General features: G+C 48.7%; 24 protein-coding genes. 7 read left to right on the top strand and 17 right to left on the bottom strand.

What is annotated here, in order from left to right; translation table 11 throughout:
• Nucleotides 1–15 precede the first annotated feature (15 nt).
• From EIM92_RS07985 to EIM92_RS07975, 3 genes are read right to left on the bottom strand one after another with little or no spacing between them, the layout of a single operon-like run.
• Complete coding sequence (locus EIM92_RS07985) at nucleotides 16–738, bottom strand: hypothetical protein (protein WP_125082208.1); 723 nt, start codon at nucleotides 736–738, stop codon at nucleotides 16–18.
• Entirely contained in the window at nucleotides 722–2,917 is a 2,196-nt protein-coding gene (locus EIM92_RS07980) for an ABC transporter permease (protein ID WP_125082207.1), read from the bottom strand. The genes EIM92_RS07985 and EIM92_RS07980 overlap by 17 nt, the downstream gene beginning before the upstream one ends.
• Nucleotides 2,911–3,801 carry an ABC transporter ATP-binding protein gene (locus EIM92_RS07975; RefSeq protein WP_125082206.1) on the bottom strand — a complete coding sequence of 297 codons (891 nt, stop codon included), beginning with the start codon at nucleotides 3,799–3,801 and terminating at the stop codon, nucleotides 2,911–2,913. Before EIM92_RS07975 ends, EIM92_RS07980 begins: the two co-directional genes overlap by 7 nt.
• Nucleotides 3,802–3,988: 187 nt before the next feature.
• Here EIM92_RS07975 and EIM92_RS07970 point away from each other — a divergent pair, with 187 nt between their 5' ends.
• Entirely contained in the window at nucleotides 3,989–4,912 is a 924-nt protein-coding gene (locus EIM92_RS07970; protein WP_125082205.1) for an AEC family transporter, read from the top strand.
• A gap of 100 nt (nucleotides 4,913–5,012) precedes the next feature.
• On the opposite strand, the gene def is transcribed toward EIM92_RS07970, so the two are convergent.
• Complete coding sequence (gene def / locus EIM92_RS07965) at nucleotides 5,013–5,594, bottom strand: peptide deformylase (protein WP_125082204.1); 582 nt, start codon at nucleotides 5,592–5,594, stop codon at nucleotides 5,013–5,015.
• Between the two features lie 46 nt (nucleotides 5,595–5,640).
• Nucleotides 5,641–5,898, bottom strand: coding sequence for a YqkE family protein (locus EIM92_RS07960; RefSeq protein WP_125082203.1), 258 nt, complete (start codon nucleotides 5,896–5,898; stop codon nucleotides 5,641–5,643).
• A gap of 274 nt (nucleotides 5,899–6,172) precedes the next feature.
• Between EIM92_RS07960 and EIM92_RS07955 the strand changes: the two genes are divergently transcribed.
• Nucleotides 6,173–6,742 carry a type II toxin-antitoxin system PemK/MazF family toxin gene (locus EIM92_RS07955; protein ID WP_125082202.1) on the top strand — a complete coding sequence of 190 codons (570 nt, stop codon included), beginning with the start codon at nucleotides 6,173–6,175 and terminating at the stop codon, nucleotides 6,740–6,742.
• 361 nt (nucleotides 6,743–7,103) lie between these two features.
• Here the strand turns inward: EIM92_RS07955 and EIM92_RS07950 are convergent, their stop codons facing one another.
• Together EIM92_RS07950 and EIM92_RS07945 are read right to left on the bottom strand one after the other, a co-directional pair.
• A complete protein-coding gene (locus EIM92_RS07950) occupies nucleotides 7,104–7,667 on the bottom strand; it encodes a TetR/AcrR family transcriptional regulator (protein WP_125082201.1) in 564 nt (187 codons plus the stop codon).
• 43 nt (nucleotides 7,668–7,710) lie between these two features.
• Nucleotides 7,711–8,427 (bottom strand): MBL fold metallo-hydrolase, encoded by a 717-nt coding sequence (locus EIM92_RS07945; protein WP_125082200.1) that lies wholly within the window; start codon nucleotides 8,425–8,427, stop codon nucleotides 7,711–7,713.
• Nucleotides 8,428–8,666: 239 nt separating this feature from the next.
• On the opposite strand from EIM92_RS07945, the gene EIM92_RS07940 reads away from it, so the two are divergent.
• Complete coding sequence (locus EIM92_RS07940; protein ID WP_125082199.1) at nucleotides 8,667–8,975, top strand: hypothetical protein; 309 nt, start codon at nucleotides 8,667–8,669, stop codon at nucleotides 8,973–8,975.
• 79 nt (nucleotides 8,976–9,054) lie between these two features.
• On the opposite strand, the gene EIM92_RS07935 is transcribed toward EIM92_RS07940, so the two are convergent.
• Entirely contained in the window at nucleotides 9,055–10,515 is a 1,461-nt protein-coding gene (locus tag EIM92_RS07935) for a SulP family inorganic anion transporter (protein WP_246021248.1), read from the bottom strand.
• A gap of 249 nt (nucleotides 10,516–10,764) precedes the next feature.
• Nucleotides 10,765–13,110 (bottom strand): PAS domain S-box protein, encoded by a 2,346-nt coding sequence (locus EIM92_RS07930; protein WP_164515053.1) that lies wholly within the window; start codon nucleotides 13,108–13,110, stop codon nucleotides 10,765–10,767.
• A 142-nt stretch (nucleotides 13,111–13,252) separates the two neighbouring features.
• Here EIM92_RS07930 and EIM92_RS07925 point away from each other — a divergent pair, with 142 nt between their 5' ends.
• Entirely contained in the window at nucleotides 13,253–13,915 is a 663-nt protein-coding gene (locus tag EIM92_RS07925; RefSeq protein WP_246021246.1) for an MFS transporter, read from the top strand.
• 216 nt (nucleotides 13,916–14,131) lie between these two features.
• Here EIM92_RS07925 and EIM92_RS07920 read toward each other — a convergent pair whose 3' ends face one another.
• On the bottom strand, nucleotides 14,132–15,064 hold the full coding sequence (locus EIM92_RS07920) for a manganese-dependent inorganic pyrophosphatase (RefSeq protein ID WP_125082196.1): 933 nt from the start codon (nucleotides 15,062–15,064) through the stop codon (nucleotides 14,132–14,134).
• Between the two features lie 230 nt (nucleotides 15,065–15,294).
• On the opposite strand from EIM92_RS07920, the gene EIM92_RS07915 reads away from it, so the two are divergent.
• Both EIM92_RS07915 and EIM92_RS07910 read left to right on the top strand, forming a co-directional pair.
• Nucleotides 15,295–15,978: a response regulator transcription factor gene (locus EIM92_RS07915; RefSeq protein WP_125082195.1), complete on the top strand. Its 684-nt coding sequence runs from the start codon at nucleotides 15,295–15,297 to the stop codon at nucleotides 15,976–15,978.
• Entirely contained in the window at nucleotides 15,975–17,474 is a 1,500-nt protein-coding gene (locus EIM92_RS07910; protein ID WP_125082194.1) for a sensor histidine kinase, read from the top strand. Before EIM92_RS07915 ends, EIM92_RS07910 begins: the two co-directional genes overlap by 4 nt.
• A gap of 122 nt (nucleotides 17,475–17,596) precedes the next feature.
• On the opposite strand, the gene hflX is transcribed toward EIM92_RS07910, so the two are convergent.
• A complete protein-coding gene (hflX, locus tag EIM92_RS07905; protein ID WP_125082193.1) occupies nucleotides 17,597–18,868 on the bottom strand; it encodes a GTPase HflX in 1,272 nt (423 codons plus the stop codon).
• Between the two features lie 512 nt (nucleotides 18,869–19,380).
• Between hflX and EIM92_RS07900 the strand changes: the two genes are divergently transcribed.
• Nucleotides 19,381–19,803, top strand: a complete 423-nt coding sequence (locus EIM92_RS07900) for a DUF2500 domain-containing protein (RefSeq protein ID WP_125082192.1) — start codon at nucleotides 19,381–19,383, stop codon at nucleotides 19,801–19,803.
• Nucleotides 19,804–19,955: 152 nt separating this feature from the next.
• Here the strand turns inward: EIM92_RS07900 and EIM92_RS07895 are convergent, their stop codons facing one another.
• The 6 genes from EIM92_RS07895 to deoC all read right to left on the bottom strand — a co-directional run bounded on the left by EIM92_RS07895 (nucleotide 19,956) and on the right by deoC (nucleotide 25,941).
• Nucleotides 19,956–20,927: a ring-cleaving dioxygenase gene (locus tag EIM92_RS07895; RefSeq protein ID WP_125082191.1), complete on the bottom strand. Its 972-nt coding sequence runs from the start codon at nucleotides 20,925–20,927 to the stop codon at nucleotides 19,956–19,958.
• A gap of 124 nt (nucleotides 20,928–21,051) precedes the next feature.
• A complete protein-coding gene (locus tag EIM92_RS07890; protein ID WP_125082190.1) occupies nucleotides 21,052–21,528 on the bottom strand; it encodes a MarR family winged helix-turn-helix transcriptional regulator in 477 nt (158 codons plus the stop codon).
• 361 nt (nucleotides 21,529–21,889) lie between these two features.
• The gene (locus tag EIM92_RS07885; protein ID WP_125082189.1) at nucleotides 21,890–23,191 is read right to left on the bottom strand and encodes a pyrimidine-nucleoside phosphorylase; all 1,302 of its coding nucleotides are present in this window, start codon (nucleotides 23,189–23,191) and stop codon (nucleotides 21,890–21,892) included.
• 131 nt (nucleotides 23,192–23,322) lie between these two features.
• Nucleotides 23,323–24,030 carry a purine-nucleoside phosphorylase gene (gene deoD / locus EIM92_RS07880; RefSeq protein ID WP_125082188.1) on the bottom strand — a complete coding sequence of 236 codons (708 nt, stop codon included), beginning with the start codon at nucleotides 24,028–24,030 and terminating at the stop codon, nucleotides 23,323–23,325.
• A complete protein-coding gene (deoB, locus tag EIM92_RS07875; RefSeq protein ID WP_125082187.1) occupies nucleotides 24,027–25,238 on the bottom strand; it encodes a phosphopentomutase in 1,212 nt (403 codons plus the stop codon). Before deoB ends, deoD begins: the two co-directional genes overlap by 4 nt.
• A 37-nt stretch (nucleotides 25,239–25,275) precedes the next feature.
• Nucleotides 25,276–25,941: a deoxyribose-phosphate aldolase gene (gene deoC, locus EIM92_RS07870; protein ID WP_125082186.1), complete on the bottom strand. Its 666-nt coding sequence runs from the start codon at nucleotides 25,939–25,941 to the stop codon at nucleotides 25,276–25,278.
• Between the last annotated feature and the right edge of the window lie 50 nt (nucleotides 25,942–25,991).

The raw sequence follows: 25,991 nt of genomic DNA, 5'->3' as shown, positions 1-25,991 counted from the left end.
GCTCAAAAATCCTCTCTACTCCTCTTCCCTTCCAATCCAGCGATCCCGTATATCTATGAGCCAGACAGCCCATAACAGGAAAAGACATGCACAGACCAGTAGGATAACTCGATTGGCGATGAACGAGGTTCCTTGGGGTAGGAAAGCTGCATACAACGTCCAGTCTCCAAGGACACTTCCTAAGCTCACGGTGTCAAGCATCCATAAGGCAAACGAAAGAATCAGCCCGCCATAAAGCTTCTGGAACCAGACGATCCCCAGAACCGCCACAGAAGTGAGCAGCATATAGGCCGGCAACGTCTGCAGTAAAAGCTCTAGATACCCTGCCTGACGGGATACAGCTTCACCGCCGTTCCAGGGATGCATGACCGTCTTGATTTCTCCGAATTTCATTCGATACACAGCCATCCAGCCCATTCCTGCTATTGCAGCGAGCACAAGGGACAGCACCCACTTCCTCACAGCCATAAGCCTAAGGGACACAGGATAGGTGCCGATAACCTCCATGCTTCCCCCGCCGATTTCACGCTCGAAGAGGAGGACGGCGAACATAATGACAACCGGGAACATCCCCATTTCCGAGTAATAATACACGGTGTGCGGATAATCCACGTTGCCTGTCAGGATCACAAACCAATAGAAGAGGCAAATGATCAATGTCAGGAGAAATAGCGGCTGTTTACCTATATTCAAATCGAGCCGGATCTGGCTCCCCAGCGTCTTAAGCTCCGTTCTCATCACCCATCACCTTCTTCCATTCTCGCTCCCAGGCATCATAAGGAATCGGACGCGCTTGGACAGAACTGTCCGACCCTTCCATTGGTATTTCCAGCCCCTGGCTATAGAAAACATTCAGAACTTCCTTCACTTCGTTAAATTTTCCTTCATCCAAAGCCTTACCGACCTGCTTCACCATGCGGTCGCCTAAATGATCGGGATCTTGGTCGGGATGAGCATGGAACAACGCACCCAGCATGCGAAAATTAGCCATCCCATTCTCAATGTCCCTATGGCTCAACCCATCGGCTTCTCTATAATAAACGTACCACATCAGGCTGCGCAGCGGCATCCGTACATCTTCCCTTGTATTCTCAATAAGATAGGAACCGCTTCTCTTACCGAGCAGCATTTCATTCATCAACAAACCAGCATATCCGCTATCTCCGTCACTTTGAGAAACGAGAATGTACATACCGTTCTCAGTAGAGATCGGCATAGTCTGCTGGTTCTGGAGGAAGCCGACCTGATGGATCTTCGGTTTGAAATCCGTAACCCAGGACGTGAAGTATTCGTAGTATCTGCTCCATTCCTCTAAGACATGCTCCGCCAACTTCCTGCTGCCGGGAGTCGTAATAATGCGACTCGGCACAATAGAATCACTGACCTCTACAAACGGCCCGCCAAATATGCTGAGCCCTTCCTTTCCACGGCCCTGAAAAATCCTGCTCTCCCCGGCTACTTGATTCAAATCAGCATCCACCGTTGATTCCAATTCAGGCAAGCTCGTAAAAAGCCCCGTGTCAAATCCTTTAACCGCTAATCGATATGTGGCATCCGGGTAGGGCATCGGCTTAAACACCGTTCCCATCTGCAACATGTTCGACCAGTCGTCCTTCACATAGACGTCCTGCTGGCCGGGAAGCGGATACCAAGCATAATAACTCGGCAGCAGCACCTGATCCCGGTAGACGAAGGCATGAAAGCCGCCTCTGCCGTTATATTCCATAACCGCCCCTGAATACCTGATCTCTAGTGTTACATTCTCCACTTGCTCTTCCAACGCCCCACTCCAGGACACCGCCAGCCAATCTCCCTGCTGGGCAAACGGCAAAGGACTACCGAAGGCCTCGACATGGGAAACGGTAAAGGCTCGGTTAAGCGTCAACTGTATTTCTTCCTTACCTAGCAATGTCGATGCCGGAATATCCAGCCGGGCCACGGCGGATATAACGTCATTTTTCGTTCGTTCTAGCGTAAGGTCATAATTCACAACCTCAAAAGCTTCATTTGACTCGCTCCTTAGCTGTACAACTTCCGGGATCGTATCGTCATTCATTTTACCGTAGTAGCTGCTGTACCGTTCCTGCCATAATAAACCGTAGGGCACAAAAGCTCCACAGGCCAGCAGAACGGGCAGCACCGCAGTCACCCACAGGCGAACCGAGTGCTTGGTTGGGCGCTGCAGATTAAGAATTGTTATCGCTGCAGCTTGGAGCAGCGTAGAGAAGGCAAGCACGAACAAGCCCGACCTCAGGAGCTCAGGAACATCGAGGCCGTAGCCCCACAACTCATATCCCCGATTACCGTCAACAAAGAACTGATTCAAATGAAAAATGCGCAGAACGAATAAATTATATCGCTCTACAATGAACAGCTGCATGAAAAACGTACCGAACATCCAGGCGCAGAAGCCAATCAAATACACAATACGATTCGGCAGGCATACTGCGAGCAGCATAGCCAGCGCCAGCGTCACCATATACGATAATTCATAGGTAAAAAAGAAATATGCGCTATGCGATAAGATAATTTTGGATTCAATCCCTTTACCATAAGAGAAGACGATGAACAAAATCACTGCCAGCAGTGAAAATAAAGTTAAATACGCCATCACAGCTGCATATTTCGCCGTGATTCTCGTGCCGTAAGAAAGGGGCAATCCTGAACTCCATTCATAAGTGGGGCGGCTGATGTCGCGACGAATGACTAGAATGCCAAGCAGCATAACGATACCAAGCGTGAGCGTCTGTGCGAGTGAATGGAAGCTATAGGTATGATTAAAAAAATTGTTATACGGCGAGACGTCGGACAAATTCAATGCGTACAATACTCCGTACAGCGCAGGCAGCCCCATGAGCCAAGGGTTGCGAAAAATATGGTTCACTTCAAGCACAAATTGCCGCCTCCACTTCACCATAGACGAATCGCCCCTTCCTCCTGCCTCGCTCTGAGGAGAGCCAGGTAACCGTCCTCCAGCGTAGGCCGAACTGCTGCAGCTTCCATTCCTATGGGCGGGGCATCGGAGATAATTCGGCATAGCAACCCTTCGTCGGTACGGCGTGTCGATACAATGGACATCGGGTTGAGCTCGGCAAACAAGCCTTCTTCCACGATCCCTTCCCACACCTTGCCTTGGCCGGAGGCCTGTAACTCCGCCAAATCGCCGGAAAAGCAGACTCGGCCTTGATCAAGAACAGCGATCTGACGGCAATTGCTCTCGATGTCCGCGACAATATGCGTAGACAGGAGCACGATTCGGCCCAGACTGAACCGCGTGAGCAAATTACGGAAACGCACGCGCTCCTCGGGATCTAGCCCGGCGGTGGGCTCATCCACGATCAACACCTGAGGAGAGCCGAGCAGCGCCTGGGCGATCCCAAGGCGTCTTCTCATACCGCCGGAGTACGTGCGGATGCGCTTATATGCCTTCTCGGACAGATTAACCTCCTCCAGCAACCGGACAATCTCCGCCTTGCGTTTGCGGGGATCGCTCATCCCTTTCATGACAGCGACATAATCTAAAAACTCTGCGCCAGTTAACTGGGGATAGACCTGAAACTGCTGCGGCAAATAACCGATCATCGCCCGGATATCCTCCGCCTTCTTCAGCGAGACCCCATTGATCAGCGCATCCCCCGAACTAGGCCGGATCAAAGTCGCCAAAATGCGCATCAATGAAGTCTTGCCTGCGCCATTAGGCCCGAGGAGACCGACCATCCCTTCGCCGATCGTCATGTTGACGTCATCCAGCGCCAGTTGGCCCTTCCGGTACATCTTATATAAATGATTGATCTCGATCATGCGTGAATGTCCTCATTTCATAGCGGTAATGTAATAGATACCCCCGCGCGGTTAGCATCTGTTACTGTAACGGGATAAGGATTCAAAAAGTTCGTGTTATTCCCAATTATTATTTTCTCTTAGACCAATGGCGGATTTTTTGCTAGAGTCTATATAGTCGTGCAATTCGGCTGAAGGGAGTTTAATCATGCTATACTCTGTCTTATCCACCATGCTGCAAGTCATCGTGCCCATCTCGATCCCCGTCATTTCCGGCGCACTGCTCAAGCGCTTCCAGAAGCTCGATACGAGGCCGCTTGTCACGCTGTACCTGTATTTCCTAAATCCGGCCTTGATCCTTGACACGCTGGCCAAGGCGGACATTTCATATCAGGATATTTATCAAACGCTCGGCTTCTCGCTGCTGAATCTCATCCTGCTCTGGCTCGTCGCCGCACTGGTAGGTCGGATGTTTAAGCTTCCGTCTGACGAACAGGCGGGACTCACACTAGTCGCTACGTTTACGAACAGCGTAAACTACGGCCTGCCGCTCGTTCTGCTCGCCTTCGGGCAGCTCGGACTGGACAAGGCCTCTGTCTACGTCATCGGCCAAATGATTATCGTGAATACAGTGGGCGTATATTTGGCGGCACGATCTAATTTTTCCATGAAAGAGGCCGTGAAATCCGTATTCACTTTGCCTTCTATATATGCAGCCGCAGCCGCCATTTTGCTCCGAGTTACCGGGTTCTCGTTACCCGCGGGCATCGGTCAAGGCATTACGATGGCGGCTGCCGCCTATTCGCCCGTTGTACTCGCTATTCTCGGAGCGCAGATGGTCGGCGTGGCCGGCCTGCCAATGAATTCAGGATCCCAACGGGCCTTTCGCTCAGGCATCGCCATTCGGATGCTGCTGTCGCCTCTAATCGCGCTGCTTGCCTTATGGATGCTGCAAATTGACGGTGTGTTGTTCGCCGTACTGTTCATCCTCGCCTGCATGCCGGCAGCGGTGAACGCTTCCGCACTGGCCGAGAAATTCGGGGCCTCACCGCAAACTGTATCCAAATGCGTGTTGTGGACGACGCTCGCCTCCTTCATCACCTTGCCGATCCTGATCGTTCTACTGGAATAGAGATATCACGCAAAAGTAAAGGCCAACCCGCATGCAATCCGGGTTGGCCTTGTTCATGGAACTATCCATTACGTTAAACCTATTTAATAGGTCGATGCTGCTAATACAGGCTTGCTATAGGTACGCCAGTCGGCAGCTTGTAGGGATTCTCTTTATCGATATGGTCATAGAACATGATTCCGTTCAAATGATCCATTTCATGCTGCATGACGATCGCGTCAAATCCCTTAAACCGCAGCTTCAACTCGTTGCCGTCACCGTCATAAGCCTTGATCTGCACCTTCTCATATCGCGGGACAAACCCCTGCACCGAACGGTCGACAGACAGGCAGCCCTCGCTCTCCGGCAAATAGATCATCGCTTCCGAATGGCTAATGATCTTCGGATTATAAAGCGCATATTCCTTGGATTCCCCGCGCTCATCGGTAAGATATGCCGCGAACATCCGTTTATTGAGGCCAATCTGATTGGCTGATAAACCGACGCCTGCCCGAAGCTTGTATTTCTTGGACAGCTCGGGATCTTGACTATTTTTCAAAAACTGCAGCATCGCCGCCATCTCTTCCTGATCCTCCTCTGTCGGAGGAATGCTGACGGGCTCGGTCACCACCCGTAGAATGTCATTTCCCTCTCTTACGATATCGTCCATGGTAATCAAATAATCTCTATTGAATTTACTCATAAATAACCAACTCATCCACCTTCATGCCAGATTTGCCAATCTGAGCTTACTTGTATTTATGCCAGTCCATATCACTGTTATTCAGCAAATGCTCGAAATCGTTCTCCAATCTTTTTTGCTCCGCCTTGCGAGCCTCTTCAGCCTGCTTCCTGGCCGCAGCCTTGCGCTCCTCTTCTTCGCGCCTCAAGCCCTCTGCCTGTTCTTTGAGCTTGCTGATCGTATCCGCTCCGAGCAGATCTTTAAGCGTTGTGGGCTTGTCGCCGGCGGTAGCAGCGGTAGGTTTCGCATTTCTTCTCTTCGCCATCCTCGATTCACCTCATTTTCTGACTTCCATATCACCTTTCATATAGTTAACGTGGTTCATGCCTGCCTAAAGTATCATACGGTCAAAATATTTTGTCAACAAGCCTAAACCCTGCCCAGAGGTTGATTTTCTTCCGATTTCACCAAACGCCCGGCGAATTTAGAAACGAGTTCATTTGATCTTTTTAAAAATATTTACCAAATTTGTTTAAGGTGAAGGCAAACACGTGTAATTCTACAATATGCTCATTCACAAGGCTTGGAGGAGAGGTAACATGAGAAATGAACAGAATCACAATCATCAACGTAGCACTGGACTCACAAAAGCAGCCAGTCCCCGCATCAAAGCGCTGCAAAAATTAAAAGAAGAACAAATTAATGAGTGGAAACCGCTCAAAATCGAAATGGCGCAATATTGGATTGAGCATGAAAAAATCCAAATGAAACGTAGAATGGTCCGAGGCGCAATCCACTTCTGCAATTTTGGTGAAAACATCGGCTGTGAACAAAACGAAGAACGGCCTGTCATCGTCGTTTCCAACAACACGGTCAACTCGACTTCCGGCAACGTTATCGTAGTCCCATTGACCAAAAACTTAAAAACACGCACCAGCCCGAAAACCGGACAGCCGATTTTAACAAAGGAAGGCAAGCCGATTCCGCGCTTTCAGAGCCATTATTTTCTGTTCAAAAGCAAATATGACTTCCTAGCCTTCGACTCCGCGGCAAAAACGGAGGAAGCTACGTCCGTCAGCAAAATCCGCTTGAAGGAGCATCTGGGTAATTTGGATGACGAAGACATGAACCGCCTGGAGAACCGGCTCAAATGGACGCTTGGATTTTAATTATTTTGACAGGGGAAGGGGCTGGAGGTCAGGAAATTTTATGAGAGAGAGGGATTGACACATCGCTGTGAAAAGGGTAGTATTGGAATCAAGAGATTTGTTCGTAGATTTATTATGTCATCCACCTTGTCGTGGATAAATTCACACGTTATACGTGTATTGAGTCAGAAGAGGAGCCGAGGCTCCTCTTTCGTTTTCTGGGATGCTTAACCTCATTGTCATTATATGATCATATCTGGCACATAATAAGCATATGTCGCCCACCTCGTCGTGGGCAAATTCACCCCGCATGGAGGCTCCTTGCGGGGTTTATTATTTACTCTTGTGTACTATTAACCTAATGGTCAGCACTTTAACCAATTTATTGCTCCAGCCCGGTTAGAAAAATACGCAAATTAAAATCCAGGCTCTTCTCCAGTGACAATGGCAAGCCAAAGCCTCCCAACTGCTCAAGCGAGGCAAAGCCATGAATAAGACTCCGCAATCCGCGAACGGCATGCAGGGCATCCTCCCGTGACAGCTCAAAAGGCTCTAGAAGCTGAAGTACCAAATCAACAATGCGCTGGCCGGCCTCCTTAAGCTCCTTCTCGTTCAGCCCTTGCGGGACGAGTTGGGCGCTTTCATAGAGTCCTGGGTGCTCCCGTGCAAAACGGATATAGGTATAAGCAAATTGCTCAACTCCCTTCCTTCCCCTTAGACCAGCAGCCGCTTCGTTCACTTTACTATAGAGTTGTTCCAAAGCGTATAAAGCAAGCCGTGCTCTCAATTCCTCCAGCCCCCGAATGTGATTATACAACGATGGCGAGCGTACGCCTAGGGATGCGGCGACCGAGGCTAACGTTACGGCCTGAACTCCCTGCCGATTGGCAATTTCCACTGCAGCCATCAATACAATATTTGCATCAAGCCCGGGTCTTGGTGCCATGACAATCACTCCTAATGAATATATTGCCTAATTCTCAAATTAATTAACTTTTCACCTTCAATTGTCGCCTTGCAGCGATTAGAGCCTTCTGCATCTCCTCTGTCGGGTCAAGCAACAACTCCCCATGCCCTGTAGCAAGCAGAGTCGGCTGATAATCGGTCAACTTGTTTGCGCTGGCAAGCGCGGTCTCCTTGCTCCACGTCGCCAGTGCCGGAAACGGGAAGGCCCAGCGAAGATGTCCAGTCACCGTAAGCCCCCCGCGTGTGTGGAAAGAATCTCCGGCGAGCAGCGCTTTCGTCCTTGTATCCAGCAGCGAGATCGAGCCCGGTGTATGCCCGGGAGTAGCAATGACAAGTAGTGAGCCGATACTATCGCCCTCATGGACGAGAACATCAGCACGGGTCTTAACGCCACTGGGCACGCCTCCTCGAATCTTGGTCTGCGGCTCACCAGCCTGAAGACTGCGGTCTCCGGCAAGCAGCCTCGCCTCGCGTTCTGAAATATATACCTTGGCTTCAGGGTATCTCGCCTTCAGTCTGTCCAGTGCCCCTACATGATCATCGTGGGCATGGGTCAATACGATGCGAGTCAACGGCTTGCCTCTATCTTCAATCACCTTCGAAATCCCGGCCGCACTATATGGAAGAGCAGCATCCACTAATGTAATACTCTCCTCTTCCTCAATTAAATAACAATTTACCGGAAACAACCTGGGCAAAAACGTCAGTTGCCATATATATTTACGCTGAAGCACTCTCATCCACACACTCTCCTCCAGATAAACTAACCCCATTAGTTTCATTTTAACTAATGGGGTTAGTTTTGCCAAGGGATTTTTTTCAAGCTAGCCGCACCTATAATTAGAACCGACAAACTGAATTTCTAAGCAAGTTCCTATGGTATAATGATTCGTCAGTACAAGTTATTGAGATGACCTTGAATGGAAGCCCGGAGCAAGAAGCCCTTGGGAACAAATAATTAGTATAAAGGGGGATTCGCATGGCCTTCGGGATCACACGCGAAGAATTGAATTCATGGAAGCGGCGTGTCTCACAGGGGGAAATTGCTTATTTGACGCATTACTGGCTGGATCCGCGTTTTCCGGGAATAACGACCGTCACCAAAGTGGGCTGCAATGACCTGAATAAATTATCGGACTGGTGCATAAGCAACGCATTGAACCCGAATTACATTCACCGACGAGATGCCTACCCGCACTTCGATTTAATTGGAACAAAGCAGATAGAAATTCTTACCCGGGAAGGATTACATGAGCAAATTAACCGTTTCAATCTTCTATCAAAATAAAGGCAGGCCGTTTCATGATACGACGGCCTGCCTTTGATTTACTGCCTATAACTAGATTGTGCTTCTGATGACGATTTCGTTAGGTCTGTTTGCCCGCAACGAATAATCCAATTCGTTGCACAAGTTCTGTGCTTTCTTTATTCAGCCCTATAATCTGCACTTCTTTATTCTGATCCTGATACTTCGCGATGACCTTGGAGATCGCCTGTACTGCCGAATGATCCCACACATGGGATTTCGTGAAATCGATAGTAATTTGCTCCGGATCATTCACGGCGTCAAATTCATTCAAGAAGCCCGTAACAGTTCCGAAGAACATCTGGCCTTTCACCGTATATTTCTTCATACCCGCCTGCTCCTCTGAAGCGATACGGATCTTAGCCATTCTCCAGGCAAAAATAAGTGCGCTGAGCAATACGCCAATCCCGACACCGATAGATAAATTATTCGTGGCTACTACAGCCGCAACAGTAATTACCATAACAAACCCGTCCGAATACGGGATTTTTCGGCGCATGCCTTTTAAATAACCCCAATCGAAAGTACCTATGCAGACCATGAACATCACGCCTACTAGCGCCGCCATAGGAATCGCCTTAACGACATCCCCTAGCACGATGATGAGAAATAACAGTCCTACTCCCGATACCAAAGTAGATAAGCGTGTTCGTCCTCCAGATTTAATGTTAATCATCGACTGACCGATCATAGCACACCCCGCCATGCCTCCAAAAAAGCCTGTAACGATGTTTGCAAGCCCCTGACCTTTCATCTCCCGATTCTTGTCGCTCGACGTGTCCGTTAAATCATCAATTAACGTAGCGGTCAACAGGGACTCTAGCAGTCCAACCACAGCCAATGATAAAGACACTGGAAAAATGACTTGAAGCATTTCCCAGGTCAAAGCCACCTCTGGAAGATGAAACGATGGTAAAGCACTCGTAATCGTCCCCATATCTCCAACGGTTTTGACATCCAGGCCGAGAAGCACCGTAATGATCGACACGATAATAATGGCCGCCAATGCCGAAGGAATTGCTTTAGTCACACGCGGAAACACATAGATAATAACGAGAGTCAATGCGACTAGAGCGTACATGATCCAGCCCTCACCCTTAAAATACGTGAACTGAGCCATGAAAATTAATATAGCTAACGCATTCACGAATCCGACCATAACAGAATGCGGGAGAAAACTAATCAGTTTACCAAGTCGCAGCATGCCAAAAATAATTTGAATGATGCCTGCAAGGATCGTAGCCGCGAATAAATACTCGATACCGTAATCACGAACGAGCCCACCCATCAACAGCGCCATTGCCCCTGTAGCTGCCGATATCATCCCCGGTCGGCCTCCAGCAAAAGCGATCACTACAGCGATAAAAAAAGAAGCATAGAGGCCTACCATAGGACTGACCCCAGCCAGTAGCGAGAATGCAATTGCTTCAGGAATTAAAGCAAACGCAACCGTCAGACCAGAGAGCAGGTCAGCCCGAGTATTCGAGAACCACGACTCTCTTATATTTAATGTTTTGAACAATTGATGTAATCCTCCCTGTATATCTAAAATTTCGTCCGGTGCAACGCTCACGAACTCGATTATATAAAATTTCAACGATGTATCACAAATGGACATTCTCTAATGAAAGCGATAACATCACGATTATGCTTTTTATTGCTTCCCTTTAGTGTTATTTGCTCTCCCAATTGATTTTCAATACAAAAAAGCACCCTGCATTGTAATTTATACAGGGCGCTCATCCTACCAAATCTTTTGGCTGCGTTCGTGTCATCCGAAATATTTAGCTATAATCTCCGCTATAGTCGAACTTTGGATCGGCTTACTAATATAATCGTCCATTCCAGCGTTCAAGCAGTTCTCTCTGTCACCCTTTAATGCGTTAGCAGTAACGGCGATGATAATCGGCCATTTGTCCGGAGGTACAGTCTCCTTTATGACCCGTGTTGTATCAAGTCCATTCAGCTCAGGCATGTGAACATCCATGAAAATGAGATCAAACGCTTCATAAGCGATTTTCTGAATGACTTCAATACCGTTCGAGACAATCGTAATTTGATGTCCAAGGCGTTCCAGCATTTTCCTTAACACGATCTGGTTAATTTCATTATCTTCGGCAACAAGAACTTTGAGCGCTAGGGCATGCGCTTTGTCCGAACTGTCTCCCTCGACTCCGTTATCGGGAATATGTTCCTTGGTCGGCTCCTGTAGAGCAATATGGAATGCAAATGTGGCGCCCTGCCCCTCCGTAGGCTCAATCCGAATATCCCCATCCATCAGCTTGATCAGCCGTTTGGTAATCGCCAATCCCAACCCTGTTCCCTCATAGTTACGCGTCATGAAATGATCAAGCTGGGAGAAGGGTTCGAATAATTGGGATATTTTATCCTGCGGTATGCCAATTCCGGTATCCTTGACTTTGATCTTCAATCTGACGTATCCCGCTTGTCTCTCCACGACATCAACCGATATAGAGACTCTACCGTTAAAGGTAAATTTCACCGCATTCCCGACCAAATTGAGGAATACCTGCTTCAGACGATCGGGATCGCCAACTAGTTCTTCCGGGACACCAGGATGGACATCGTATTCCATCTCCAGCCCCTTCTCGGTGGCCCTTGGCGTAAACACGTCCAGCGTCTCGGAAATGCACTTGCGGATATCGAATAATTCTTGATGCAGAATAGTTTTACCGGATTCGATTTTGGCAAAATCGAGAATGTCATTAATAATGTTCAGCAAGGTATCGCCGCTCTTACGAATAATATCCAGGTATTCTCTCTGGGTGTTATCCAGTTCTGTCGTCTCCAGGAGTAAATCCGTCATACCGATGACCCCATTCATTGGCGTGCGGATTTCATGGCTCATCATGGCCAGAAATTCGCTCTTTGCCTTGTTCGTGCTTTCCGCTGCTTCCTTGGCAATGAGCAATCTCTTCTGTTCTGTAATATCCTTCGCGATAATATAGAAGCCCACGTTCTCATGATTAACCATGATCGGAGCTATCGTCGTTAGAACCTCAACGATCCCGCCTTGCTTACTCTGCAGCTTATCGATCAGCTTCTCAATGCTCGAGTCATTAATCGCATCTTTCAGAATACGCTTGACATGCTTCTCTCCGATAAATCGCGAGAAGCTTTTGCCAGCCATCTCCCCAATCGTGTAGCCGGTCATTTTCTCAGCCATGACGTTGGCATTGATGATATTCCCCTCTAAATCCAGGGAGAACACGGCATCATGATTGTACTTCTTCAGTGAGGTATAACGCTCGACGGTCTCCTGAATTTTGCGATCTATGTTTTTGCGCTCTGTGATGTCCTGCACAGTCCCATTCATTTTGATGGCGTTTTTGTAATCATCATAAAATACAATACCCTTGAGACAATAGTAGCCAATCGTCCCATCATCCTGTTTGTATTGAAGCTCAAAGTCGAGCTTTCCTTGGACCAGCGCCTGCTGAACCGCCTCCATAAACCGCTCCCGTTCCGTATCCTGCATGAGAGCGACGAGTTCGGAGGAAGTGGCCACGGATCCCTTCTTAAGATTAAACATTTCATACACATAATCGAAAAGAACTACCCGGTCGTTGGCAATCTCCCATTCCCAACTGCCAATTAATGCGGTACGCATCGTTTCAGACAGGCTCGCCTGCTCATTCTTCCACTTTGAAATATCCCGCCCGATAGCCAGAACAAGCACTTGCTCCGACTCTTCCCTAAGCAGAGTAGTATTAAACTCAAACCATATGTACTTCCCGTCTTTATGCTTAAGCCGGAGCTCGATAATTCCTTCACTCCGAATCAATTCGCGCCCAGTAGGGAGAGTCCGATCATCGGGATGACATAGCTCCATATAAGGAGTGCCTAGCAATTCCTCTGGAGTATAACCGAGAGCCAACTCTACGGATGGCGAGATATACTCACAGATCCCTTCCTCATTGCAACAATAAACGATATCTCGCGCATGGTGTAAAATCTGTCCGTAAAACTGGGCTCGATTGAATTCCGAACTGGATTTCTTTAGGAGTAGACCCATACTGTAACCGGATTCACCCTGATTTGAAATCTCTTCTTCATTTGCACAAATAAGCTGCCGTCCATCTTCTCTGATGTTCATACTTCTGCCTCCGTCCAGTAAGATGTCATACATCAATTAATTCACGATTGAACATGAATGCAGATCAGTTGCAACAGATTTGATATATACAGGAAATAATTATAGTTGATTTTTCCCTTTTCAAGAAGTCTAAAATGAATTATTGTTACACAGGGGCATCCGCCAGGAGCTGGCTGATGGTTTTCGCTACGTATGGGGCAGCAAAGTTCTCAAGGTGCTGGGGGCAACCTTTGCCATTGCCGGCTTTGCGATCGGAACGATTCAGACCCTCGGGCTGTTCATCGTAACGGAAAGATTAGGCCAGCCAAAGGAGTTCCTGCAGTTCCTGATGATGGTCAACGGAATTGCTATGTTCATAGGCGGTATCGTAATCATGACGCTGACGAAAAAATTCGCGCCGCAGCTGCTTCTTGCCTTCGGCTTAACCGTCAGTGCCCTATGTATTATCGGTATGGGCTTCTCCACCAGTATTCCTTTGACCTTAACCTTGCAGTTTATCAACGGCCTTACTTTTCCATGCATTCAAATCGGCATCAATACGATGATTCTTCAATGGACAGAGCAATCTTATGTCGGCAGGGTAAACGGCGTACTCAGTCCGATGTTTATGGGGATGATGGTCATTATGATATCTCTTGCCGGACTGTTAAAAAAAGCTTTCCCCCTCGTCGGAATTTACACTGTATCGGGTATTTTCATGCTCCTCGGAGCACTGATTCTTATCCCGATCTTTAAACATAAGCCTTCTCCGCTCACGGCAGGCTCCGGCTCGGATGAAGATACGGCTTCGAGTGCAATCGTATAGACAGCATTAAAAATTACGCAGTTACCACTGTTCACCATAACCAATTCAGCATGATCTATTTCATCCAACCGTGTTTATTTTGATGTATATACCTTATTACCCTGCCAAGCCAGATTGTTACACGGTTCGTGAAAATAAAAAAGAGTCCAGAAGCAGCGCTCTGCTCTGGACTCTTTGCTATCGTAATATTCAGCTTCAATCACAATGGATTTTCAATTAACGTTTGTTGAAAATGTCTGTCAAAACTGGTACGATTTGCGATTTGCGGGAGACTACGCCTTTCAATACTGCTTTGTTGTCAACTAGCTTGACACCATAAGCCTCCTCAACCGCAGCCGCATCTTTACCTACCGCCACACCTACGGAATCATTGTTCAGAATGTCCGTTACCACGAACAGGAACAGATCGAGACCCTTCTTCTCCACGATGGCTGCCAAAGCAGTCTCCAATTCCGCTTGACGGGACAATACATCATTCACATCAACCGCATTAACTTGGGCAATTTCTACTTTGGAGCTGCCCATGTCAAACTCCTTCGCATCAAGGGTAATGAGATCTTCGATCGACTTGTCGCTCAGATCGGCACCCGCTTTGAGCATGTCCAAGCCATATTCTTCCGCGTTCACGCCAGCGATTTCAGCAAGCTCGCGAGCAGCTGCCACGTCCTGCTCGGTGCAGGTCGGGGACTTGAACAGCAAGGAATCGGAAATAATCGCAGACAGCATCAACCCTGCAATATCCGCTGGAACAGCAATGCCGTTTTCTTTATACAGTTTGTTCAGAATCGTTGCCGTACAGCCAACTGGCTCTGCACGGTAGTACAATGGACCGCTTGTCTCGAAGTTGGCTATACGGTGATGGTCAACAACCTCCACAACTCGAACCTGATCGATATCGGAAACGCTCTGCTGACGCTCATTGTGATCCACGAGAATGACATCCTTCACTTCTCCCGCCACGCTCTCAACAACACGTGGAGCCTTGAATCCGAAACGCTCTAAAGCGAACTTCGTTTCCCCGTTCACAGCTCCCAGGGCGACAGGCTCTACATTCCAGCCGAGCTTGGATTTCAGATCCGCGTAGGCGATTGCGGAACAAATCGTATCCGTATCCGGATTTTTGTGACCGAAAATCAATACTTTGTCCATCTCAATACTCTCCTTTTACTCATTAACTTAGAAAAGTATATCCTACAAAGTATCGGACAATCAAGATGATAGAGTCCTAGATTCAAATATTTTACATCGTATAACGTAATATTCTCATAGAAAACATGTTATTAATACGAAGCTCAGTTTTTTTTCAGCCTGCTTTCAGAAATATCCCCTATAATAGAAAATACTAAAATTGTCAGTCCTGCAAGAGGAGGCTTCAACCTATGAATCACTTAAAGGGAGTCAAAATATTACTGGTCGACGACGAGCCCCATATCGTTCAGTTTCTAGAGCTTGGACTCATCAACGAAGGATACGAGGTGCGAATTGCGCATGACGGACTTAACGCTATTAATCTGGCTGCGGAATTTCAGCCTCATATCATCGTCCTCGATGTCATGATGCCCGGCATGGATGGGTGGGAAGTTTGTCGACTGCTGAAAAAAAGCGGCATGCACACCTCCATCATTATGCTGACCGCCAAGGATGAAGTGGAAGACCGGGTCAAAGGGCTGACGATCGGTGCGGATGATTACGTCGTCAAACCGTTCAGCTTCGAGGAGCTGTTGGCTCGCATTGGCGCTCGACTACGCAATCAATTCCCGGCCCTGCTCGGAGAAGTTACAATAGGGCCTTTCCGTTTAAATGACAAGAAGAAGGAATTTATATTCCACGAGCAAGTACTGGAGCTCTCTCCGACAGAGTACGAGCTGCTCAAATATCTTGTGATTAATCATGGTATCGTGCTGAGTAAAACGACCATTTTGGATAAAGTATGGGGATACGATTTCGGTGGTGAAGAAAACATCGTCGAGGTGTACATCCGGTCATTGCGCGATAAATTAAACGACAAAGAACACCGGCTCATTCGAACATTGCGCGGAGCCGGGTACCGGGTCGATATATGAGCAGACTAAAACAGATCCGCAGTCGTATTCGGAGTGCCGCCGCCCCTCGCTCTCTCCGAATTCAACTATTGTCCCGTTCCTTACTCGTCCTTGCTGTACTGCTTCTCCTAATCGGTGCGTTTCAATATGTGATTATGAAAGATTTCCTGTATCGGAATCAGGCAGAAACGATGAGCTCTCAAAGTCACGGGCTTCCGAAGGATCTTTTCGGTATTCCCGGACGTGTTCCCGAACACTGGAATCTCAACAATATAAATTCCCCAGATCGAAGACCGCTGGTCTTCCTCCCTGACATGTCGATTGCTTATATTTCGGAAAACGGGGAGTTCATCGATTGGACGGGGGCAGCGGCGGGAATGGTATCGCCTCAACTATCCGCCGATAAATATGCCGCTCTGCAAGAGCAATTTGAACAGAGAGTTCACGGCGAATACAAAGTCGTTCAGGATAAGACGGGCCGAGAGCAGCTCGTCGTATTTCGCCCGGCTGGAGGGCCTGGCGCCCCGGCCGGGCTCATCCAAATTGGCAAGGATACCGCGCCGCTGCAGAGCATCGTTCTGCGCCAGCTCCTAATCTTCATTACCTTGTCCGCGATCGCGCTTGCCTGCGGCCTGATGCTCTATTTGCCATTGCTGCGCCGAACACTGCACCCGCTGAACCGCATGGTTCGCACCGTAGAACATATTAATGCCGGAAATCTGGGCATTCGATTCCCTTCCAGGCAAGGACAATCGGAGATTGACGCTCTTGCCCAGTCGTTCAACGGCATGCTCGAGCGGCTAGAGATCTCTTTCGAGGGAGAACGGGAAGCGAAGGAGCAGATGCGTCGCTTTATCGCTGATGCTTCGCATGAGCTGCGCACACCGCTCACATCCATTCACGGATTTCTGGAAGTGCTCCTGCGCGGGGCAGCAGCAAATCCAGAGCATTTGCAGACCTCCCTCAAAAGCATGCTCGGCGAGTCCACACGCATGAAAATGCTGGTCGAGGATCTGTTGCTGCTCGCCAAACTGGATCGTCAGCCCGTATTGGAATTACATGAAACGCGACTGGATTCGCTCATTTCGGAAATGGAGCCTCATTTGCGCATGCTGGCGAAGCAGCGAACCGTGCGCTTTGTCCTAACCGGAGGAGTAAAGGGAATGTACGACGCCAACGCGATCAAACAGGTTATCCTGAATCTGTTCAGCAATGCCGTACAGCATACTGATCCCGAACAGGGATTAGTGACCGCAACGCTAACTACTACCCTCAAGGAGGCCATACTATCTATCCGCGATAACGGCTGCGGCATTCCGCCAGAGCATCTACCGCATGTCTTCGACCGCTTCTATCGCAGCGACGCTTCGCGGACGAGAAGCCAAGGAGGAGCCGGTCTTGGCCTCGCCATCACCCAGTCGATCGTGGAAGCGCATGGCGGGCAAATTCAGGTCTTTAGCTCATCTGGGGAAGGCACAACCTTTAAAGTGAGTTTGCCACTGAATAGGCCGAGCTAAAGAACCAACCCATCAACCATATCGATTTATAGTCCACAGGCGTATCTGTTAATATTGTTTGTCCTTGACCCAACAACACCCCGGCAGTCGCACTAAAGTGCGGTGCCGGGGTGTTGTTGATTCTAGCTTTCAGCTTCAATAACATACTGCTTGAATTTGTTATAGTCGCTCTGCTTGCACTCCATCGTTAGCTTAGTGCCTTCAGCTTCATAGCTGGTAGCCTTAATGTTCGCATTCTCGTTGAAATAGGATACAAGTGCCCCTTGATCATAGGGAATAAGCATCTCACAATAGATGTAATCCTTAAAAATCGTTTCCTTGATCCGCTGAACCAACTCCTCAATGCCGATTCGCGGCTTAGCAGCAATATAGATTTGATCTCCCTGAACATCAGGTACGGGATGGTCGGTTAGATCGCTCTTGTTATAGGCATACAACGTCGGGATGTCCGTAATACCGATTTCCTTCAGTGTATCCTTGGTAATTTGGATGAGCCTCTCATATTCCGGATTACTGTAATCGACGACATGAATCAATAGATCCGCCTCGGCTACCTCCTCCAGTGTGGAGCGAAACGCCTTGACCAAATGATGCGGAAGCTTGCTGACGAAGCCGACCGTGTCCGTAAGGAGAAATGCTTTGTTGTCCGGGAGCGGAATGTTGCGCACCGAAGTCTCCAGAGTGGCAAACAGCATATCCTTCTCGAAAACGAGCTTCTCCGGCGCTGGATTATACCGTTCCATCAGCGCATTCATAATGGTCGATTTGCCAGCGTTAGTATACCCTACTAAGGACACGACCGGCAGATCGTTCTTCTTGCGCTGCTTGCGCTGGGTCTGACGATGTGCCACGAGCACTTCAAGCTCTTTACTTAATACCGTTATCTTTTCTTCAATACGACGGCGATCCAGCTCCAGACGCGTCTCGCCCGCCCCCCGGTTCTTCGTGCCGACGCCACCGCTCTGCCGACCTAGAGATTCCCTCATCCCGACAAGCCGTGGCAGCATATATTTCATGTGGGCCACTTCAACCTGAAGTTGAGCCTCCCTTGTCTTAGCGCGCTGCGCAAAAATATCAAGAATAAGCACCGTACGATCGATGACCTTGCACTCCAGATCCGCCTCTAGATTGCGAATTTGCGACGGAGACAATTCATCGTTAAAAACGACGAGATTCGCCTCCTGCCCTTCAATCAACCCGCGAACTTCTCCAATTTTACCAGTTCCAATATAATGGGATTTATTGACCTTAGGCAAATTTTGCGTTAACGTACCTACGACTTCAATATCGCAGGCCTCCGTCAAATTAGCCAGCTCTTCCATGGAGTAATCAAAATCCTCCTGATGGTTCAAGTTGACTCCGACCAGAATCGCCTTCTGCTGCAATTGTTCCATACAAACATAACCTCCTCCGACAGTCGATGTCGAGTTCCTTACTTGAATCACTTCGTGATCAAAAGTTTAAAGGGAAAAGAAAAACACAGGCGTTACCCTGTGTCATTGCAAACAAGAACCTTAACCAGCGTCAAGCCTACGGCAAATAGCGCTTACCGTAAGCGACGTCAGGCACAGTCGGCATATTCTATTATAAAGATCCCCTTTATGATAGCACACCTCTCCCGTTTGCCCTGCACAGGGCAGAGCCTTTGAGCACTATTCAATTAGCCGCGCAAAGTAGCAAAACGGGATCTAATGTAAATCACAGGGAACCCTCCGTTCTTTTCAAAAGTAATATTATTTTAACATAATTTGCAAGGCGGCACAACGCAGCCGGTCAATTGTTGTTCGTTCTGCCTGCATTTCATGCTGTGCCGAATACGTCTAGCTACCATCTTCTCCGAACAGTAAGTTTTTATACGAAACCAATTGTATTCCAATTGCGTTTATATTGTGAAGGAGGCATAAATATGTCTGATTTTGGTTTTTCACCTATAGGAGGGGGGCTTTTCGACATCATGTCTACTCTTTTTCCGATCATATTTGTCGTTATATTTGGAATCATTATCGCTACATTTATTTCAAATGGAGTAAAATACGCCCAAAACAAAAACTCTCCCCAAAGATCCGTATTTGCTACGATCGTATCTAAACGAATGTACGTGGAGCATCGTTCCAGCCATCACGCGAACGACCATATGCACTCCTCCACTTCACGAACCCATTATTATATCACCCTGCAATTCGACAACGGAGAACGCAGGGAGTATCTGGATGTTAAGAACCTTTACGGTTTAGTCGCCGAAGGAGATACCGGATATGCTCTCATTCAGGGAGAATGGATCGTGGCATTTGAGCGTAGTATGGAGAGAAGTCACCAGGGAGCTTATTGATGTCAATTTCCCATAGAAGACTTTGTTTCTTCCGCTACCAATACGAATAAATGTACAGCCAAGTTGCGGCTGTACATTTTTGCATTCCCCATATCATGGAACTGCCAATCTTCCCGGTGGATCTAACTCACACACTGACCTCCGTCTCCAATTTATTGCACCGTATCTAACGGCTTCAAATGAGCTTCGATCTGTTCGCGCTTAGATTCCAAAAATGGCGGAAGAGCTAATGATTCTCCAAGATGCTCTATATCCTCATCAGTATCAAAACCCGGGCCATCGGTAGCTATTTCAAACAATATACCGTTTGGCTCTCTAAAGTACAGCGATCGGAAATAGAATCGATCCACAAAGCCAGAGCTCGCTATTCTCGCTGCCCGGATTCGGCTGATCCAGGCCCGTAGCTCCTCCTCATCCTCCACACGGAAAGCTACATGATGCACCCCGCCGCGGCCAAGCCGCTCCTTCGGTAGATCATGGCGCTCTTCGATATGGATTTCGGCTCCCGTTCCTCCTTCACCGGTCTCAAACACTTGAATATCCGGTTGTCCAGCAATATCCGACGGATATTGCCCTTTTCTCCGGAAGCCCATAAGCTCAGTCAATACCGAAATCGTCGGAGCGGCATTTGCTACAGTCAATTGCACCGGGCCCAGCCCCGTAATTCCGTATTCTGCCGGGACGCTGCTTCTTTCCCATGGTCTGCCGCCTTCAACTCCCTCATTCCGTTCATCGGAAACGAGGATCAGTCTTTGCCCTTCAAAATCGGTAAATGAAAGCGTCGCTCTACACGCTCGTTCAGTAATTTCACCATGCTCTACACCGTACTCATCAAACCTTTGTCTCCAATAGGCCAATGCTTCATCATTCGGAACGCGCAGCGAGGTGGTCGATATGCTGTCATTCCCCTCTCGGTTCCGTCCTGCCGCCGGGATTTCAAAGAACGTCAGCTCCGTGCCAGGATTCCCCTTCTCATCTCCATAAAACAGGTGATATACAGAAACATCATCTTGGTTCACCGTCTTCTTAATCAACCGAAGCCCCATTATCTTTGTATAAAAATTAAAATTCTCCGAGGCATTTGCCGTAATGGCCGATACGTGGTGAATTCCCTTAAAATGCATATTAATCCCTCCATGCTGTTATTATTTGCTCATACATGATGCGTTCTAATTCATAGACTAAATCAACCGCTATTTATCCATACATACAACTAAAATCAAGCGAGCCTTAGGGCATGAGCCCATTTCATGATTTATCTTTTTCTTGTTCTAATGAGGCAGACTCTACTTTCCTCAACAAGGCGATGAGCTGTTTCTTTTCCTCCAGGTTCAGTGTATCGAAATGTGAGGCTTGATAATGCTCCTGCTTCGGAACGACTTCATCGAACAGCTTGCGCCCCTGCTCGCTGAGGTACAAATGCTTCGTCTTCCATGTCTGCTGCCTTGTAATCCAACCCAACTGCTCCATCTTGGACAACAGCTGTGTAATATTACCCTTTGTAACGAACAGCTTGTCAGCCAGCTCCTGCTGAGTAAGACCTTCGTGCGAACCGATTTGCACAAGACAATCAAATTGCGCTACCGTCAAATCCCATGCCTTCAAATACTGATTCGAAGCTCGAAGGCTCTGATTGTAAATCCGAGATAACCGGAACCAAATAAGCAGCCCCAAACGTTCGTCCTGCCGTTTATATTGCTCTTCATTCTTCCGTTCCTTCCCCATCTGTCTGCACCTCTATTTCGAACTGTGATTAACCGCTGCGAATCAGTTAATTTTAACGATATAAATACCTTTGTTGTTATCAGTTTATATATAAACTGATAACTTGTCAAATGCTCCAATACTTGAAACAGTAAGTAACCACGACAGTTCACTCTATTTCAACAAGCTGCCGCTCAATGACTTTCTTTCCAGCAAAGAAAAGCATTAGCCTACCTGCTTAGGAGGGCTAATGCTTTCTATTGCTGTATCTGTCGATTTTCTATTCAAGATTTCAAGATCCTACTTACTGACTTGCTCATTGACTTACTACACTCCAAAAGAGATTTCGTAATGCCCAACAAGAGTGCCTCGGCGATCGAGCCTATTCGGTCACAATACCATGAATGAGCGTAGGAGCGGCTGCTTGGTCGGAAATCATGATGTTTCCATAAATTTTCTCGATGACTTCATCGACATTTTCCCGGTTAGCATGAATTGTCACGAGGGATTCCCCCGCGACTACTTTGTCGCCGATTTTCTTGTTCAGTATTAGACCGACGGCAAGGTCAATTTCAGAATCTTTCGTTGCTCGTCCGGCTCCAAGAAGCATCGCTGCAGTGCCAATTTCATCGGCCACAATGGAAGCTACGACGCCGTCCTTCTTCGCAGGAACTTCGATTCGATAAGTGGCCGTAGGCAACTTGTCTGGGTCATCTACAATGGAGGCGTCGCCGCCTTGGCTTTTGATGAATTCCTTGAATTTCGCCAGCGCTTTTCCACTACGTATAGCCTCTCTCAGCTTCTCTTCCGCTTCCTCCAGAGATGCGGCTTTGCCTGCTAGAAAGACCATCTGGCGACCTAGAGCGAGACACAGCTCCTCCAAATCCTTTGGACCATTGCCGCGAAGGGTATCAATCGCCTCGCGAACCTCCAAAGCATTGCCAATCGCTGCACCGAGCGGCTGGCTCATATCAGAGATGACGGCCATCGTTCTCCGGCCGACATTGTTGCCGATACTGACCATAGCGTGAGCGAGCTCTCGAGCCTCCTCCGCGGTCTTCATAAACGCGCCGGCTCCTGTCTTCACGTCCAGAACGATTGCATCCGAGCCTGCGGCAATTTTTTTACTCATAATAGAGCTGGCGATCAGCGGAATGGAGTTGACCGTAGCCGTCACGTCGCGCAGCGCGTAAAGCTTCTTGTCGGCTGGTGTCAGATTACCGCTTTGACCGACGACCGCGATCTTATGCTCATTGACGAGCCTCACGAACTCCTCCCTGCCGATCTCGACATGTAAGCCCGGAATGGACTCCAGCTTATCGGTCGTGCCACCCGTATGGCCAAGCCCCCGTCCCGACATTTTGGCTACGGGAATATCCAACGCTGCAACAAGCGGGGCCAGCACAAGTGTCGTCGTATCACCGACTCCCCCGGTGGAATGCTTGTCTACCTTCACACCTTTAATCGCCGACAGATCGATTGTATCTCCGGAGTGAGCCATCGCCATCGTCAAATCAGCCCGCTCTCGCTCGCTCATATCCTTGAAGAAGATTGCCATAGCCAGGGCACTCACCTGATAATCGGGAATTTCGTCCCGTGTGTAGCCCTCAATAATGAAATTAATTTCCTCGGTCGTCAGCTCTTGACCGTCTCGCTTCTTTTCAATTAAATCCACCATTCTCATCGCAGATTCTCCTCACTGTGATTAGCTGATCCACATACAGATAAATTGAACAACAGCATATTACGAACAGCACATCAAGTCATTACACCGAGACGCGAACGCGAAAACAAGCTACTCTTCGCTTGTCCATGCTACAGTGAAATTGCCGTCTCTAGCGCAACCTCCATCATGTCATGGAAGGTTGTCTGACGCTCCTCGGCCGTGGTTTCTTCTCCAGTGATGAGATGATCGCTCACGGTAAGTATCGTTAATGCGTTTACCCCGAACTTTGCGGCAATGGTATAAAGGGCGGTCGTCTCCATCTCTACTCCAAGCACTCCGTGATCCATCAGCTTCTTGACGATCGATTTGTCCTCACGGTAGAACACGTCAGAGGTAAAAACATTGCCGACATGCATGTTTAGTCCCTTGTCGAGCCCGCGCTCATAAGCCGTTTTAAGCAGCTGAAAGCTGGCGATGGGCGAATAATCGTATCCGCCAAAGTTGTGGCGATTAATGCTGGAATCCGTGCACGAAGCCTGCGCGAGAATAACCTCGCGCACACGGACATGCTCCTGCATCGCTCCGCATGTGCCGACGCGCATTAAATTTTTAACGCCATATTCATGGATCAGCTCATGAACGTATATTCCTATGGACGGAATGCCCATTCCAGTTCCTTGCACGGATACGCGCTTCCCTTGGTACGTCCCAGTAAAGCCGAGCATTCCGCGCACCTCGTTATAACAAACCACGTCACTTAAATAGGTTTCTGCAATATACTTCGCTCGCAGCGGGTCACCCGGCAGCAGAATCGTGTCCGCAATGTCTCCTTGCTTTGCTCCAATGTGTACGCTCATCTGGCTTCCTCCTCAACGTTTGAATTGTATTTCAAATCCGCCAAAAAGCTTACCCCATGCTCCGGCATTTTCACGCCGAAGTTATCCGCCACGGTAGCCCCGATATCCGCAAAGGTTTTGCGCAGCGGCAGTTCCTTTCCCTCCCCGGCAAAAGCCTTCGAATACACCAGAAGCGGTACATATTCGCGCGTATGATCTGTCCCCTTATACGTCGGATCATTGCCGTGATCCGCCGTAATGATTAGCAAGTCGTCTTCTTCCAGCAGCTCAAACACCTCTGGCAGACGAGCATCATATTCTTCAAGCGCCTGGCCATACCCTTGCGGGTTCCGCCGATGTCCGAAGACCGCGTCGAAATCGACCAGGTTCAGAAAGGACAGTCCATGGAACGGTGTCTTGAGCGTCTCCATCAGTTTGTCCATGCCATCGGCATTAGAAACGGTGCGCACCGCTCGGGTCACACCTTCCCCATCATAAATATCGGAAATTTTACCCAGGGCGATGACGTCGAAGCCACTGTCCTTCAGCTCATTCATCGTCGTGCGGCCAAACGGTTTCAGCGCGTAATCATGACGGTTCGATGTACGTGTAAAGTTCCCCGGCTCGCCGACGAACGGACGGGCGATGATCCTGCCCAGCATATAAGGATCATCTAACGTGATTTCGCGGCAGAACTCGCAAATTTGATACAGCTCCTTCAACGGAACCACCTCTTCATGGGCAGCGATTTGTAGCACGGAATCAGCAGAGGTATATACGATCAGCGCACCAGTCTTCATATGCTCTTCGCCCAGCTCGTCAATAATCTCGGTGCCGCTGGCTGGCTTATTGCCGATCACCTTACGGCCCGTCTTCTCTTCGATACGGCGAATGAGTTCGTCCGGAAAGCCGTCTGGAAAGACGCGAAACGGAGTATCAATGTATAATCCCATAATTTCCCAGTGCCCAGTCATCGTATCCTTGCCCCGCGAAGCCTCCTGCATTTTCGTATAGTACGCCAGCGGTTTGTCCGTCTTGGGCACACCCTGGATCGGCTCTATGTTGGACAGTCCAAGCTTGGCCATGTTCGGCATATTCAGCCCGCCACAGGCTTCTGCGATATGACCGAGTGTATCCGCGCCCACATCATCGAATTCGGCAGCATCCGGCGCTTCGCCGATCCCTACGGAGTCCAGTACGATTAGGTGTATCCTTCTGAATTTTGCCATGCTCACTGCTCCCTTTCTGCGGTTTAGTGTTATTTGGTCAATAAGAACTCGTTCCCTGCTCGCCCTTCACAATTTGCACACCTGAGCTTGCACCGATGCGGGTTGCGCCGGCCTCTACCATCTTATTTACGTCGTCCAAGCTGCGAACTCCTCCCGAAGCCTTTACGCCTACGCCCGGCCCTACGGTACGCCGCATAAGAGCTACATCCTCGGCCGTAGCCCCGCCGCCCTGAAATCCAGTGGATGTCTTCACAAAGTCAGCCCCCGCCTGAACAGCCAGCTCACAGGCTCTTACTTTCTCCTTATCAGTGAGCAGAGCAGTCTCTATAATTACTTTAACTAAAGCCTTCTCAGCAGCTCTGTCTACAACGGCTTTCATATCGTCTAGCACGGTAGCATCATCTCCTGATTTCAGCGCTCCGATATTCATCACCATATCGATCTCCGCGGCACCGTTACTAATCGCATCTGCCGTCTCATAAGCCTTGGTCTTGGGTGTAGCAGAACCCAGCGGGAAACCGATGACAGTACATACCTTCACATCACTGCCGGACAGCAGTTCTGCGGCATAGGCTACCCACGTAGGATTCACGCACACTGAAGCAAAGCCGTACTTCTTCGCCTCCTCTGCAAGCTTCCGAATCTCTTCTTTCGTCGCATCCGGTCGCAGTAGGGTGTGATCAATTAATTTAGCTATACTCATAACTATGCTCTCCTCTATCGTTTGTATTGATGTATCATATGATGCAATGC

The sequence above is a fragment of the Paenibacillus lentus genome (assembly GCF_003931855.1).
Lineage (GTDB): Bacteria > Bacillota > Bacilli > Paenibacillales > Paenibacillaceae > Fontibacillus > Fontibacillus lentus.
Note: the sequence above shows the minus strand (reverse complement) of the source record. Positions and strands in the feature narration are given on the sequence as shown.

Excerpts from the sequence above, each read along its gene's own strand:
- EIM92_RS07985 (WP_125082208.1), bottom strand. The coding sequence starts at position 738 with ATGAGAACGGAGCTTAAGACGCTGGGGAGCCAGATCCGGCTCGATTTG.
- EIM92_RS07980 (WP_125082207.1), bottom strand. The coding sequence starts at position 2,917 with ATGGTGAAGTGGAGGCGGCAATTTGTGCTTGAAGTGAACCATATTTTT.
- EIM92_RS07975 (WP_125082206.1), bottom strand. The coding sequence starts at position 3,801 with ATGATCGAGATCAATCATTTATATAAGATGTACCGGAAGGGCCAACTG.
- EIM92_RS07970 (WP_125082205.1), top strand. The coding sequence starts at position 3,989 with ATGCTATACTCTGTCTTATCCACCATGCTGCAAGTCATCGTGCCCATC.
- def (WP_125082204.1), bottom strand. The coding sequence starts at position 5,594 with ATGAGTAAATTCAATAGAGATTATTTGATTACCATGGACGATATCGTA.
- EIM92_RS07960 (WP_125082203.1), bottom strand. The coding sequence starts at position 5,898 with ATGGCGAAGAGAAGAAATGCGAAACCTACCGCTGCTACCGCCGGCGAC.
- EIM92_RS07955 (WP_125082202.1), top strand. The coding sequence starts at position 6,173 with ATGAGAAATGAACAGAATCACAATCATCAACGTAGCACTGGACTCACA.
- EIM92_RS07950 (WP_125082201.1), bottom strand. The coding sequence starts at position 7,667 with ATGGCACCAAGACCCGGGCTTGATGCAAATATTGTATTGATGGCTGCA.
- EIM92_RS07945 (WP_125082200.1), bottom strand. The coding sequence starts at position 8,427 with ATGAGAGTGCTTCAGCGTAAATATATATGGCAACTGACGTTTTTGCCC.
- EIM92_RS07940 (WP_125082199.1), top strand. The coding sequence starts at position 8,667 with ATGGCCTTCGGGATCACACGCGAAGAATTGAATTCATGGAAGCGGCGT.
- EIM92_RS07930 (WP_164515053.1), bottom strand. The coding sequence starts at position 13,110 with ATGAACATCAGAGAAGATGGACGGCAGCTTATTTGTGCAAATGAAGAA.
- EIM92_RS07920 (WP_125082196.1), bottom strand. The coding sequence starts at position 15,064 with ATGGACAAAGTATTGATTTTCGGTCACAAAAATCCGGATACGGATACG.
- EIM92_RS07915 (WP_125082195.1), top strand. The coding sequence starts at position 15,295 with ATGAATCACTTAAAGGGAGTCAAAATATTACTGGTCGACGACGAGCCC.
- EIM92_RS07910 (WP_125082194.1), top strand. The coding sequence starts at position 15,975 with ATGAGCAGACTAAAACAGATCCGCAGTCGTATTCGGAGTGCCGCCGCC.
- hflX (WP_125082193.1), bottom strand. The coding sequence starts at position 18,868 with ATGGAACAATTGCAGCAGAAGGCGATTCTGGTCGGAGTCAACTTGAAC.
- EIM92_RS07900 (WP_125082192.1), top strand. The coding sequence starts at position 19,381 with ATGTCTGATTTTGGTTTTTCACCTATAGGAGGGGGGCTTTTCGACATC.
- EIM92_RS07895 (WP_125082191.1), bottom strand. The coding sequence starts at position 20,927 with ATGCATTTTAAGGGAATTCACCACGTATCGGCCATTACGGCAAATGCC.
- EIM92_RS07890 (WP_125082190.1), bottom strand. The coding sequence starts at position 21,528 with ATGGGGAAGGAACGGAAGAATGAAGAGCAATATAAACGGCAGGACGAA.
- EIM92_RS07885 (WP_125082189.1), bottom strand. The coding sequence starts at position 23,191 with ATGAGAATGGTGGATTTAATTGAAAAGAAGCGAGACGGTCAAGAGCTG.
- deoD (WP_125082188.1), bottom strand. The coding sequence starts at position 24,030 with ATGAGCGTACACATTGGAGCAAAGCAAGGAGACATTGCGGACACGATT.
- deoB (WP_125082187.1), bottom strand. The coding sequence starts at position 25,238 with ATGGCAAAATTCAGAAGGATACACCTAATCGTACTGGACTCCGTAGGG.
- deoC (WP_125082186.1), bottom strand. The coding sequence starts at position 25,941 with ATGAGTATAGCTAAATTAATTGATCACACCCTACTGCGACCGGATGCG.